Raw genomic sequence first — 13,362 nt, forward strand, 5'->3', positions numbered from 1 at the left:
ATTAAGGGCTGTGCGCATTTATAGCATAACTTGATGGAGGTGATACGGATGACCATGCTTAAAGTACATGGAGCGCAGATCCCCTGTAAAGCTATCCTGTTCGATAAAGATGGTACACTGCTGGAATTCCTCCAGCTATGGGGGCCGTGGGCAGAGACATTGCTGAATCAGTTACAAGCTCGTATGAATGAGCTTGGAGCTTCATTTACGGTTGAACTGGAGCATGTTCTGGGGACCATCCATAATTCAGCAGGTCATATTGTCGGCTATGATCCGCAAGGCCCTCTGGCCATTGCGACTGTTGATGAGTGCACGGGATTGCTTGCCGGGCAGCTATATGCGGCAGGCATGCCATGGAATGAAGCGATCACAACGATACGCCAATTTTCAAGTGTAGCCATGCTAGAGGTTAGGCAGAGGAAACTAGCTGAACCGATGCCAGGATTGCTAGCTTTCTTGCAGAGCTGCAAGGCAGCAGACATATCATTGGCAGTCGTCACTTCTGACAGTACAGCGGCAGCAGAAACACATCTGGACTGGATGGGGATTCGTTCCTTTTTCACATCCATTGTGGGCTGTGATCGGGTGACTCAGGGCAAACCGGATGGAGAAGCAGCACTTTTGGCTTGCCGTGAATTACAGATCGACCCTGCGGAGGCCGTTGTTATTGGAGACAGCAATGGGGATATGCAGATGGGGCGGCACGCAGGCGTATCCTATACGCTCGGTTACTGTCCACAGTCAGATCAAGGATCTCATCTGGTTGATGCCCATGCCATTATTCGTCATTATAATGAGATAAGCGTGATTTTATAAGTCACCCTGGCTTGGTTGAACGATATAAATTGAACTCAACATTTACACAAAACGGAGAGGGCAGAAATAACCTGAAGAAACGGAGTGTTCGCCTTTATCCTCGGATTTTTCCCTTTAGAAAGGAATCAAAAAAAATCTGTGGATAACAGCGATCGGAAGGTTGTTCTGTCATCGGAGTGGCCAGTGTAAATATTCTTTAGTTCAATTTATATAGTAGACAAAAGGAGGAGAGAGGATGAACGCAACAGAACAACTGGCTGCCTGGATTCAGGAAAGCTCCCGTATTGTTTTTTTCGGAGGGGCCGGGACTTCAACGGAAAGCGGGATTCCCGACTTCCGCTCGGCTGCGGGTCTGTATCAGACGGAACAGCATTCGCCTTATCCACCGGAAGAATTGTTAAGCCGACATTTTTTTGATCAACATGCCGATATTTTTTATGATTTTTATCGAGGCAAAATGCTTCATCCGGGTGCGGAACCTAATGGGTGCCATCGACTGTTAGCTCGTTTGGAGCAGGAGGGAAAACTTCATGCGGTCATCACGCAAAATATCGATGGACTGCACCAAAAGGCAGGCAACAGCAATGTTTTTGAGCTTCACGGCTCGGTTCATCGTAATGGCTGCATGGATTGCAAACAGTTTTATACGCTGAATGATATTATGCAATCCCAAGATACCGTACCTCGCTGTACCGCATGTGGTGGTGTGATCAAGCCGGATGTGGTGCTGTACGAAGAGGAGCTGGATCAGACGACATTGTATCGCTCCATTGATGCACTGTCTTCTGCAGATCTGTTACTCGTGGGAGGCACGTCACTGACGGTATATCCAGCCGCCCAGTTAATTACGTATTTTCAGGGAAAACACACTGTTCTGCTGAACGCTACACCTACCGCTTACGACCGCAGGGCGGATTTGCTGATTACAGAGCCGATTGGTGAGGTAATGAATAATGTGGACCAGCTTCTTGGTTGAACGTATGGACTGAATAACCGCCTTCTCCGGCACAGGCCGGACACAAGAGGCGGAACCTGGGGAAAGAAGGGATTCATAATGGTCTACGTAGCAAGCGATACTCGCTATGAAACGATGAAATATAACCGCGTTGGACGTTCAGGTTTGAAGCTGCCAGCGATTTCACTGGGGCTGTGGCATAATTTTGGCGGTATTAATAACGCTGAGAATGGCCGTAATATGATTACCCGTTCATTTGATCTGGGCATTACCCATTTTGACCTTGCCAACAATTATGGTCCACCGGCAGGTTCGGCAGAGCAGCTATTTGGACAAGTACTGGCCCAGGATCTGAAACCTTATCGTGATGAACTGGTGATCTCCACTAAAGCGGGATACTATATGTGGCCCGGGCCGTATGGCGAGTGGGGCTCACGCAAAAATCTGGTATCCAGTCTGAATCAGAGCTTGAAACGTATGGGCTTGGATTATGTGGATATTTTCTATTCTCATCGTTATGATCCTGAAACGCCTTTGGAAGAAACAATGATGGCACTGGATCATATTGTTCGTTCGGGCAAAGCGCTCTATGTAGGGATCTCTAACTATCCCGCAGAGCAGACGAGACAGGCTGCCGAAATACTGAAAAGTCTGGGAACACCGCTGCTAATCCATCAACCGAAATACTCGCTGTTGGAGCGCTGGATCGAAGACGGTTTGCAGGACGTGCTGGATGAGTATGGAACAGGCAGTATTGCGTTCTGTCCATTGGCACAGGGTGTGCTCACGAACAAATATTTGAATGGCATCCCGGAAGATTCACGCGCCAAAGGGCCGTCGGTATTCCTGAATGAGAACAACATCTCTCCAGAGACGCTCCGCAAAGTGCGTGCGCTGAACCAGATTGCTGCGGCCCGCGGTCAGAGTTTGGCCCAATTTGCACTCTCCTGGGTTCTGCGCAATGGCAGGGTAACTTCTGCGCTGATTGGGGCAAGCCGTCCTTCCCAGATTGAAGAGAATGTGGCTGCACTTAGCCAGTTGGAATTCTCTACAGAGGAATTGGAACGTATTGAATCCATTCTGTCTCCGGAGCCTGATGACAAATAAATAAAGTGTAAAAGGTGCATCTTAGCCATAATGGCGGAATGCACCTTTTTTCGTTGTAATATGTAGTTCACCGTTTATTTTGTAGAGTGTTCTTCTGTAACCCCTGGTGTGACGGACGGGACAGTATTTTCTCTCGATACAAGCTGGGCGCTTCACCATGAAATCGTTTGAACTGTTTGGAGAAATACAGTGCGTCAGGTAGTCCAACCGATGCAGAAACCTGTTCAATGGACAGATCCGGGCGTTCACGGAGCAGTTGACGCGACTTGTCGATCCGCAGTTTTAGCAGATAAGTAACTGGCGAAAGCCCGGTTTCCTGTTTGAAAATACGGGATAGATATGCACGGTTGTATCCAAGACTCGCAGACATTTGTTCAATGGAGACAGGATAGGCATACTGGGTGGACATATATTGAATCATCTGTTTCACCGTACGCCGGATGGAGGATTCACCTGGAATTAAGGTTTGGCCCTGCGAAAGGTGATTCTGTGCTTCAGCTAGAATCATATATAACGTACCCAGTGATGTGAAATGGGAGCTCTCTTTGCGCTCGGCAAAAGCATCCTGCATCACGGATAGCCAATCGGATATTCCGCAGGATGGCCCGGCATGAAAAACGGACTTTTCCGGGCGGAATCCGGCTTCTTCGGTATGTTGGGCAGCCTGGCTGCCTGTGAAGGCAATCCAGCGGTATTGCCATGGGTTGCGGGCATGAGACTGATAACTTACCAGTTGCCCGGGATGAATGAGGAAACAATCCCCTGCGGATAACTCGTAGGTATGCAGTTCGGTACGGAACGTACCCGCCCCTTTTTCTACATAATGCAGTAGATAATAATCATACAGTTTGGGTCCGAGGGCATGACCCGGAAGTGTCTGGCTTGCCCCGGCAAACAGGACATGCAGTGGTCCTTGTTCATAATAGACGGGATTGGAGGCAACCGAATAACTGAGTGCTCCGCTTTTACCGGAAGGTGGTTCCTGAATTTTCTCTATAGAAGATGCAAGGGAGTCTTTCTTGGAGTTTGAGAGATCTGCCATGGTCGTTTCCTTCTTTCTGGGATGCTCCGATCATTATACGCCTTAAGGTCACATTTATCCATATGAAACACACATGGTTGCATTACAAGAGGCACCGCTTTCTTATATAATAACATTAAGAAAACCACAACAACGAGGCGAGGTGCACCAGCAGTGAACGTAACTGAATTGAAACAAAAGTTTATTGAGAAATACGGAGAGAGTGGAGCGGACATCCGTGTGTTTCATGCCCCGGGGCGTGTGAATCTGATCGGTGAGCACATTGACTATAACGGTGGATACGTGCTTCCGGCAGCACTGGAATTCGGGACAACATTGATTATTCGTGAGCGTCAGGACAATCAATTGCAACTGGCTTCCACGAACATGTCCTATGAAGGGGCACTGGATACCTCCACAATAGGTAAGGAGAAAACCGGAGAATGGATCGACTATCCAGTTGGCGTCATAGTTGAACTGCAAGGCAAAGGCGTGAATGTAACAAAAGGGTACGACTTCCTGTACCATGGGGAGATTCCAAACGGGGCAGGACTTTCATCGTCTGCATCTCTGGAGGTACTTACCGGATTCGCGATTCAGTCTCTGGAGGGTGTATCGGATATTGATACGGTTCAACTGGCGCTTCTGTCCCAAAAGGCAGAGAATGAGTTCGTCGGCGTCAACTGTGGAATCATGGATCAGTTCGCTGTCGCAAACGGTGCTCAGGATCACGCGATCCTGCTGATGTGTGACACACTGGAGTATGAAAAGGTTCCTTTCCGTACAGGCTCCTACAAATTAGTCATCGGGAACACGAACAAACGTCGCGGTCTGGTGGATTCAGCTTACAATGAACGTCGCTCCCAATGCGAGCAGGCACTTGCCATCTTGAAGGAACAGCTGCCTGCACTGAATTACCTGGCTCAATTGAAGCCAGAGCAGTTCGTAACACTACAGGATCAGATCAAAGATGAGAAAGTAAGACAGCGTGCACAACATGTCGTGGAAGAGAACGCACGTGTTCTCGCATCAGTGGAGGCATTGCGGATCAATGATCTGGAATCCTTCGGCAAGCTGATGAATGCTTCACATGAATCGCTTCGCGACTTGTACGAAGTAAGCTGTGATGAGCTGGATGTTATGGTTGAGGAAGCTCAGCGGATTCCAGGCACGCTCGGTGCTCGGATGACTGGCGCAGGATTTGGCGGTTGTACCGTATCCCTTGTGCATGAAGACGATGTTGAGCGTTTTGTGAGCGAAGTGGGCGCGGCGTATGAAGCGCGTACCGGTCTCAAAGGTGATTTTTATGTATGCGGTGTAGGCGACGGTGTTAAAGAATTGAAGGAGGCGAAGTAAAATGGCAATTTTGGTGACAGGTGGAGCAGGGTATATTGGATCTCATACGGTAGCAGCATTGTTGGAACGTGGGGAAGAGGTTGTGGTACTGGATAACTTGCAGACAGGGCATCGTGAGGCGTTGCTCGGCGGTAAGTTGTATGAAGGGGATCTGCGTGACAAAGAAATTCTGGCGAAGCTGTTCGCTGAGAATTCAATCGATGCAGTCATTCACTTTGCAGCCAACTCACTCGTAGGCGAGAGTATGAAAGACCCGGTTAAATATTATGACAACAACGTGTTTGGTACACTCTGTCTGTTGGAAGCGATGAATGCAGCGAACGTACGCCGGATCGTCTTCTCCTCTACAGCAGCTACCTACGGCGAGCCGGAGAAAGTGCCGATCGAAGAAAGTGACCGTACAGAGCCAACGAACGTATACGGCGAAACGAAGCTGATGATGGAACGCATGATGTCATGGTTCGATAAAGTTCAGGATATCAAATACGTTTCCCTGCGTTACTTCAATGCAGCCGGTGCTCATGACAGTGGCAAAATCGGTGAAGATCACCAGCCAGAGAGTCACTTAATTCCACTCGTACTGCAAACAGCTTTGAAACAACGCCCGCACATCGCAGTATTTGGTGACGACTATGCAACAGAAGATGGAACATGTATCCGTGACTATATCCATGTGAGCGACTTGGCTGATGCGCATCTACGTGCAGTAGATTATCTTCGCAAAGGTGAGAACAGCAATGTATTTAACCTGGGTAACGGTACAGGATTCTCGGTGAAACAAGTCATTGAGACAGCTAAAAAAGTGACTGGCCTCGATATCCCGGTTGTACAGGAACCACGTCGTGCAGGTGACCCGGCTGTGCTGGTAGCTTCCTCTGCGAAAGCGAGATCCGTCCTGGGCTGGAATCCGAAGTGGACCAATCTTGAAGATGTCATTCAAAGCGCTTGGGGCTGGCACCAATCACGTCCTGACGGCTACGGAAAAAACTAGGAGGCGAATACCTTATGTCACAGACTCATATTGCAGCAGGTGCCACAGAGCGGACACCGGAGCAGCAGGAAGCACTGCATGCCATTGAACGTCTGGTTGCATTTGCCTTGCAGAAACAATTAATCGAGGAAGCGGATTGGGATTATAGCCGCAACCTATTGCTTGAACAATTCGGATTCTCAGAGCCTTATGCCGGAGAGTTGGACACAACTGTGCCCGATGGTCCACAAGCTATGCTGGATACGTTGATTGATTATGGATTCACTATTGGACTCATTCCTGAAAATAGCGATACGTTCCGTGATTTGCTGGATGCCAAAATCATGGGCCATCTAATGGCTCGCCCATCCGAAGTGGTACGCGCATTCCGTCACACGGAGCAAACGGAAGGCATTGAGGCAGCCACCTCTCAGTTCTATGACTTGTCGATTAACTCCAACTATATCCGGATGGATCGGATCTCGAAGAATGTCTACTGGACACAGGACACGGCCTATGGAGACATGGAGATAACCATCAACCTGTCGAAGCCGGAGAAAAGTCCAAAGGAAATTGCCATGGCGAAATTGCTTCCGCCTCCGGTATATCCAAAATGCCAACTGTGTCGTGAAAATGTAGGCTACGCTGGTCGGGTGAATCACCCGGCTCGCCAAAATCTGCGTGTCATTCCGCTTGAGCTAAACAACGAGCCTTGGTTGTTCCAATACTCGCCGTATGTGTACTACAACGAGCACTGCATCATTTTCCATCACGATCATGTGCCGATGAAACTGACGAAGGATACGCTGCGCAGACTGCTTGCCTTTGTCGGGGAGTACCCGCATTACTTTATCGGATCTAACGCGGATTTGCCGATCGTAGGCGGATCGATTCTGACACATGACCATTTCCAGGGTGGACGTCATACATTCGCGATTCAAAATGCACAGCCTGAGGCCGTCTTCCGCCATGCGGATGCACCTGGACTTACACTGAGTCTCGTAAAATGGCCGATGTCAGTAATGCGTCTGGCTTCACACGATCCTGCAGAGTTGCTTGAAGCAGGTAATGCTGTATATGAAGCGTGGAAGCTCTACAGTGATTCTGCTGCGGATATCGAGGCATTCAGTGAAGTAGATGGGGAACAGGTACCGCACAATACGGTAACACCAATCGTTCGTCGCAGTGCAGACGGTGGGTATGAGATGGATCTCGTCTTGCGTAACAACCGCACGAATGATGTGCATCCTGAAGGGATTTTCCATCCGCACCGTGAGATGCACCATTTGAAAAAAGAGAACATTGGTCTGATCGAAGTGATGGGACTTGCCATTCTGCCAGGTCGCTTGAAAGAAGAACTGGACAGTATCGCGGATATCCTCGCTGGAGATGCCAAGCTTGCTGAAGCGGCCAAAGCTTCCGATCATGTCTTGAACAAGCATCTGGGCTGGGCGGAAGAATTGATTGGACGTTTCGGTCCTAAGTTGGACAAAGAACAAGCCGTTGCTATTGTACAGCAGGAAGTCGGTTTGAAATTTGCCGAGATTCTGGAGCATGCAGGTGTCTACAAACATGATGAAGCAGGACGTCAGGCTTTCCGTCGTTTTGTGAGCAGCATGGGATACACTGAATAATAATCAACATAATCAACAAATCAAGAACACCCGCCCAATCAGGAGCGGGTGTTCTTGTCATGAGTACGCATTGGAATGAACTTCCGAGCCAGTTATAATGGAGAGAAGTCCTAGGTAACACAATGAATTGAGGGAATGGGGTTAATGAATTGGAAAAGAAGGCATTGAATATTCCATTGATTACAGATGCAGAGGAACTGCAAAGCATGGTGGGGGAACCCCATGAACATGTGCGTAACAAGGCAATCTCATTTGTGGATTCACATGTTCAGAATTTTCTAACCATGTCGCCTTTATTTTTCCTCTCTACGTCCGATCGGGATGGAAATAGCGATGTATCGCCACGGGGCGATGGAGCGGGATTTGTGAAAGTATATGAACCATATCGGCTCGTTTATCCCGAGCGCCCAGGCAATCGGCGGATAGACTCGTTGTTGAACATGTTGTCTAACCCTGGTATCGGTATGCTTTTTTTGATTCCGGGACTGAATGAAGTGCTGCGTATCAATGGTACAGCATCCATTACCAAGGATGAGGAATTCATCGCCAGTATGGGCTGGAGTGGTAAAACCATAGGTGCAGCTGTCATTGTGGATGTGGAAGAGTGCTTTATTCATTGTCCTCGGGCATTCAAACAGGCTGGGTTATGGGCCACCGAAACATGGGCGAACGCTGAGGATTTACCTTCAACGAGCGAGATGTTTCGAGCACATTTGGAGATTAACGGGTTGTTATAAAGTGAGTGACTATCGATTTGTTTTTCTATAAACAGGGTACTATAATTGGAGTTGCACAAAAATTCTAAACTCCATTGGAGGCGACAATAGATATGAGATCTTTCCAATTCTATAATCCAACCCGGCTGATTTTCGGCAAAGGACAACTGGAAGCATTGAAAACAGAAGTGCCGAAATACGGTAAACGGGTTCTGCTTGTATATGGTGGCGGCAGTATCAAACGCAGTGGGCTGTATGATCAAGTGATCGGTTTGCTTAAGGAAGCTGGAGCAGAAGTGACTGAACTGGCTGGCGTGGAACCTAACCCGCGTCTTTCTACGGTCCATAAAGGGGTAGACCTCTGCAAAACAAATAACATCGACCTGATCCTCGCTGTAGGTGGCGGTAGTGTACTGGATTGTTCCAAAGCGATTGCTGTAGGTGCCAAGTATGATGGCGATATGTGGGATTTTGCTCAGCGCAAAGCCGTTGCACAAGACGCTCTTCCACTCGGTACGGTACTGACTATGGCAGCAACTGGTTCGGAGATGAACTCCGGTTCGGTTATTACGAATCAGGATACCCAAGAAAAACTGGGTTGGGGCAGTGCATACTCTTTCCCTGCATTCTCTATCCTGGATCCAGTGAATACATACACTGTTCCACTGGACCAAACGGTATACGGCATGGTGGATATGATGTCTCACGTATTGGAGCATTACTTCCATCTGGACGCCAACACACCGGTTCAACTCGGCTTCTGTGAGACGATTCTGCGTACCGTAATGGAAGCAGCACCTCGTCTGGTTGAAGATTTGGAGAACTATGAGCTGCGCGAAACAATTCTGTATTGCGGAACGATGGCATTGAATGGCGTGCTGAATATGGGTCTCGCAGGAGACTGGGCAACACATAATATCGAACACGCGGTATCCGCAGTGTATGATATCCCGCATGGCGGTGGACTCGCGATCTTGTTCCCACACTGGATGAAACATAATCTGGATGTCAATGTGGATCGATTCAAACGTCTGGCAATCAATGTGTTTGAAGTGAATCCTGAAGGCAAGTCGGACAGACAGGTTGCTGAAGAAGGTATCGATGCGCTCAGCAAATTCTGGACATCTATTGGTGCACCTAACCGTTTGGCAGATTACGATATCGATGACAGTCAGATCGACGTAATGGCTGACAAAGCGATGCTGTTTGGTCCATTCGGTAACTTCAAGAAACTGCAACGGGAAGATGTTGTATCCATCTACAAGGCTTCTCTGTAATTCTATAATCCCTGACAAGTGAACGGACACATGCTGTTGTCCGATAGCCGCAAGTCTCCTTCATGGGGGCTTGCGGTTTTTTTCATGTATTCGGGGCTGTACACGTGAATAACGAAGGAACATGAAGCAAGAAGAACAGAATGTCGTGATAATACCCATTATCGGCTCCAGAATACATTTGAGGAAAGAATTTGAAACATTTTGATGTTAGCTACGTATTTATTTACATGTGGAATGCTCAGTTAGAATGAATTTGCGGCAGAGGAGAGGAGGAACAGGGGATGGAGACAATTTATTGGGGGTGTCTAATCGGAGGAGCAATATTTGCGGTTGTCAGCCTTGTGCTGGGTGACTTGATTGATGGCTTGCTGGACGGAGCTTTCGAAATGCCAGGTCTTGATTTTTTCAAACCCGTTGTGTTAGCTGGTTCCATTACAACCTTTGGTGGGGCAGGCATTATGCTGACACGTTATAGTTCATTAAGTGCGATGTCCGGTCTAATATTATCCCTGCTTATAGGTATTGCTGCAGCCATGCTGGTATTCTTCGCATATATCAAACCGATGCGTAACAGCGATGTCTCCATTGCATTTTCAATGAAAGAGTTATCAGGCAAAATTGGGGAAATTACCATTCCGGTGCCGGAAAAAGGTTTTGGTGAAGTGATGATCCGCTTTGCATCCGGTAGTACGATTCAGACAGCATCCAGCTTTGAACACCTTCCCATTGCGGCGGGAGCACGTGTTGTCGTGGTGGATGTCGTAGATGGTGTACTGCGAGTGTCGGAATGGGATGAAAATGTACTTAAAGATTTATAAACTAGTCTAATCACCTAATTAGTTTAAGCACTCATCATGAATGAATAAGGGGAGAGATGTGGAATGGATTTAAATTGGGATGTGTTGTTGATTCCTGCAGTTGTTGTTGGTGTGATTCTGATTTTGGGTTTGGCTTTCTGGGCGAGATACAAAACGGTTGGACCGGATGAAGCGATGATCGTTACGGGGTCATTCCTGGGTAGCAAAAATATATCCGATGATGATTCTGGCCGGAAAATTAAAATTGTTCGTGGTGGCGGTGCATTTATCCTGCCGGTATTCCAGCAATCCGAGTTTATCTCCTTATTGTCCCACAAGCTGGATGTCTCCACACCTGAAGTGTACACGGAGCAAGGTGTTCCAGTTATTGCTGACGGTGTCGCTATTATCAAGGTTGGGGGCGCTGTAGAGGACGTTGCTACGGCAGCTGAGCAATTCATCGGTAAACCTGTAGAAGCGCTGAGAAGCGAAGCACAGGAGGTACTGGAGGGGCATTTGCGGGCCATCCTCGGTACGATGACGGTGGAAGAAGTGTATCGGAACCGGGATCGATTTGCTCAAGAGGTTCAAGGAGTAGCAGCTAGAGACCTGAAAAAAATGGGACTGCAAATTGTCTCATTTACCATCAAGGATGTTCGTGATAAACAGGGCTACCTGGACGCTCTCGGTAAACCGAGAATTGCGGCAGTGAAGCGTGATGCCGAGATTGCTGAAGCGGAAGCAATGCGTGATGCGCGTATTCAGAAGGCTAATGCGGAAGAACAGGGCCAAAAAGCAGAGTTGCTGCGGGATACCAATATCGCCGAGGCAGCCAAAGAGAAGGAACTGAAAGTAGCCACGTTTAAGCGGGATCAGGATACAGCAAAAGCGGAAGCCGATCAGGCATACCATATCCATGAAGCGCGTGCGAGACAGACCGTGGTAGAAGAAGAAATGAAGGTTGAACTCGTTCGTAAAGAACGTGAGATCGATCTGCAAGAAAAAGAAATCGTCGTACGTGAGAAGCAATATGATGCCGAAGTGAAGAAAAAGGCAGAAGCGGATCGTTATGCGGTGGAGCAGGCTGCCGAAGCGGATAAAGCCAAAAGAATGCGTGAAGCCGATGCAGTACAGTACTCCATCGAAACACACGCCAAAGCAACAGCTGAACAGAAGCGGCTTGAAGGTCAGGCCATGGCGGATGCGGAACTTGCCAAAGGTACAGCGGATGCAGAAGTTATTCGTTTGCGTGGTCTTGCCGAAGCAGAAGCGAAGGAAAAATTGGCCGAGGCGTTCCAGAAGTTTGGCGAAGCGGCTGTACTCGATATTATCGTCAAAATGCTGCCTGAGCTGGCTGGCAAAATTGCCGAGCCGATTGCATCCATTGATAAACTGACTGTGGTAGATACAGGTAAAGGAGAAGGTGCAGCGCGTGTAAGTAACTATGTTACGGAACTTATGGCGACGGCTCCAGAGATGCTTAAAAGCGTATCCGGCATCGATGTAGAGCAGCTGATTAAAGGCCTTACCAAGTCCAAAACACCTGCGCCGGTTGCCATTCAACAGAGCGAGGCTGTGACAACCCCTTCCATAATCGACAAGATTGTGGAAAGAGCTGGGGTTGACGAGTAACAACCACTTCCAATGTTGCGGTATACTCTATTGACCTTAAGGCGAATTTTTGTTACTTTTTAAGCGAGACGTCCGGCGCGGTTTGCCCGCTCCGGATGTCTTTTCGTTCGTAACAGGGTGTGACTTATCACACCTAAGATGGTGTGAAAAATGAGGTGCAAACAATGAGCAGCCTGCATGTAGATAAAGCGCTAAATAATAATGTAATCATTGCACAGCATCCTGATCATGGGGAAGTCGTTGTCATTGGTAAGGGCATTGGTTTTAACCGAAAACCGAGTGATCACATTCCACTGATGGCTGTGGAGAAAATGTTCATTTTGAAAAACCAGCAGGAGCAGGAGCAGTACAAGCAGCTTCTTCCACAGGTGGATGAAGCCTTGATCGAGATTATTAACGAAGTCATTACGTATATCGCAGAGCGTACGGACGTTCCTCTGAATGAACATATCCATATTGCATTAACCGATCATATTTCTTTCGCGTTAAAACGCAAGGAACAGGGAATTGTCATACAAAATCCATTTCTATATGAGACCCGCGAGATTTATCCTGAAGAATATCGGATGGGAGAATACGCTGTTCGTCTGATCAAGGAGAGAATGGGAGTAGACTTGGGGATGGACGAGATTGGTTTTATTGCCCTTCATATCTATAGCGCAATGACCAACCAAAATATATCCCAGGTACGTGAACATTCACAATTGATCACTGATCTGGTGAACGTGGTGTCTGACCAACTTGATTATTCGTTTGAAACGGAATCGCTGGACTACTCCCGTTTGCTCACTCATCTTCGTTTCGCCCTTGAGCGTGTACGCCGGGGGGACAAAGTCGAAGAACTTCATAAATTGGATTCGCTGCTCAAGTTGGAGTATCCGGAAATGTACTCGCTTGCATGGAAGCTGACCAAAGTGATGGAGAAAAGGCTGAAACTGCCAGTTTATCCCGCGGAAGTAGGGTATCTGACCATTCATCTGCAACGGCTGAATCAACGGAAGGAAGAAGAGAATAAGTGAAATCATTCCAGTGATGGAATGCGGGAAAATTTTTTTGGTGTAAAGGCTTGCAATGGATTAAA

Annotated in this window: 12 protein-coding genes; 11 read left to right on the plus strand and 1 reads right to left on the minus strand. The window is 48.0% G+C overall.

The annotated features are described in order from the left end of the window. Positions 1 to 48 precede the first annotated feature (48 nt). The 3 genes from AC4G47_RS06385 (at position 49) to mgrA (ending at position 2,878) form a co-directional block, all read left to right on the plus strand. Positions 49 to 816: an HAD family hydrolase gene (locus AC4G47_RS06385; RefSeq protein WP_491105317.1), complete on the plus strand. Its 768-nt coding sequence runs from the start codon at positions 49 to 51 to the stop codon at positions 814 to 816. Between the two features lie 235 nt (positions 817 to 1,051). Continuing rightward, a complete protein-coding gene (locus AC4G47_RS06390) occupies positions 1,052 to 1,792 on the plus strand; it encodes an NAD-dependent protein deacylase (RefSeq protein WP_491105319.1) in 741 nt (246 codons plus the stop codon). Between the two features lie 78 nt (positions 1,793 to 1,870). Further along, on the plus strand, positions 1,871 to 2,878 hold the full coding sequence (mgrA, locus tag AC4G47_RS06395) for an L-glyceraldehyde 3-phosphate reductase (protein ID WP_458123769.1): 1,008 nt from the start codon (positions 1,871 to 1,873) through the stop codon (positions 2,876 to 2,878). Between the two features lie 67 nt (positions 2,879 to 2,945). On the opposite strand, the gene AC4G47_RS06400 is transcribed toward mgrA, so the two are convergent. Then, positions 2,946 to 3,920, minus strand: a complete 975-nt coding sequence (locus AC4G47_RS06400) for an AraC family transcriptional regulator (RefSeq protein WP_491105321.1) — start codon at positions 3,918 to 3,920, stop codon at positions 2,946 to 2,948. Between the two features lie 153 nt (positions 3,921 to 4,073). Between AC4G47_RS06400 and AC4G47_RS06405 the strand changes: the two genes are divergently transcribed. From AC4G47_RS06405 to glcT, 8 genes are all read left to right on the plus strand, one after another. Continuing rightward, complete coding sequence (locus AC4G47_RS06405) at positions 4,074 to 5,255, plus strand: galactokinase (RefSeq protein WP_491105323.1); 1,182 nt, start codon at positions 4,074 to 4,076, stop codon at positions 5,253 to 5,255. Between the two features lies 1 nt (position 5,256). After that, positions 5,257 to 6,246 (plus strand): UDP-glucose 4-epimerase GalE, encoded by a 990-nt coding sequence (gene galE, locus AC4G47_RS06410; RefSeq protein WP_491105325.1) that lies wholly within the window; start codon positions 5,257 to 5,259, stop codon positions 6,244 to 6,246. Between the two features lie 14 nt (positions 6,247 to 6,260). After that, the gene (locus AC4G47_RS06415) at positions 6,261 to 7,859 is read left to right on the plus strand and encodes a UDP-glucose--hexose-1-phosphate uridylyltransferase (RefSeq protein WP_458123765.1); all 1,599 of its coding nucleotides are present in this window, start codon (positions 6,261 to 6,263) and stop codon (positions 7,857 to 7,859) included. Between the two features lie 149 nt (positions 7,860 to 8,008). Then, complete coding sequence (locus AC4G47_RS06420) at positions 8,009 to 8,596, plus strand: MSMEG_1061 family FMN-dependent PPOX-type flavoprotein (protein WP_458123764.1); 588 nt, start codon at positions 8,009 to 8,011, stop codon at positions 8,594 to 8,596. Positions 8,597 to 8,688: 92 nt separating this feature from the next. Further along, positions 8,689 to 9,852, plus strand: a complete 1,164-nt coding sequence (locus AC4G47_RS06425) for an iron-containing alcohol dehydrogenase (protein ID WP_124115633.1) — start codon at positions 8,689 to 8,691, stop codon at positions 9,850 to 9,852. A gap of 281 nt (positions 9,853 to 10,133) precedes the next feature. After that, a complete protein-coding gene (locus AC4G47_RS06430; RefSeq protein ID WP_017686844.1) occupies positions 10,134 to 10,670 on the plus strand; it encodes an NfeD family membrane protein in 537 nt (178 codons plus the stop codon). Between the two features lie 63 nt (positions 10,671 to 10,733). Then, on the plus strand, positions 10,734 to 12,281 hold the full coding sequence (floT, locus tag AC4G47_RS06435) for a flotillin lipid rafts scaffold protein FloT (protein ID WP_249911906.1): 1,548 nt from the start codon (positions 10,734 to 10,736) through the stop codon (positions 12,279 to 12,281). A gap of 164 nt (positions 12,282 to 12,445) precedes the next feature. Beyond that, the gene (gene glcT, locus AC4G47_RS06440) at positions 12,446 to 13,300 is read left to right on the plus strand and encodes a glucose PTS transporter transcription antiterminator GlcT (RefSeq protein ID WP_458123761.1); all 855 of its coding nucleotides are present in this window, start codon (positions 12,446 to 12,448) and stop codon (positions 13,298 to 13,300) included. Positions 13,301 to 13,362: the final 62 nt, after the last annotated feature.

The organism is Paenibacillus sp. Negev47 (genome assembly GCF_058313655.1).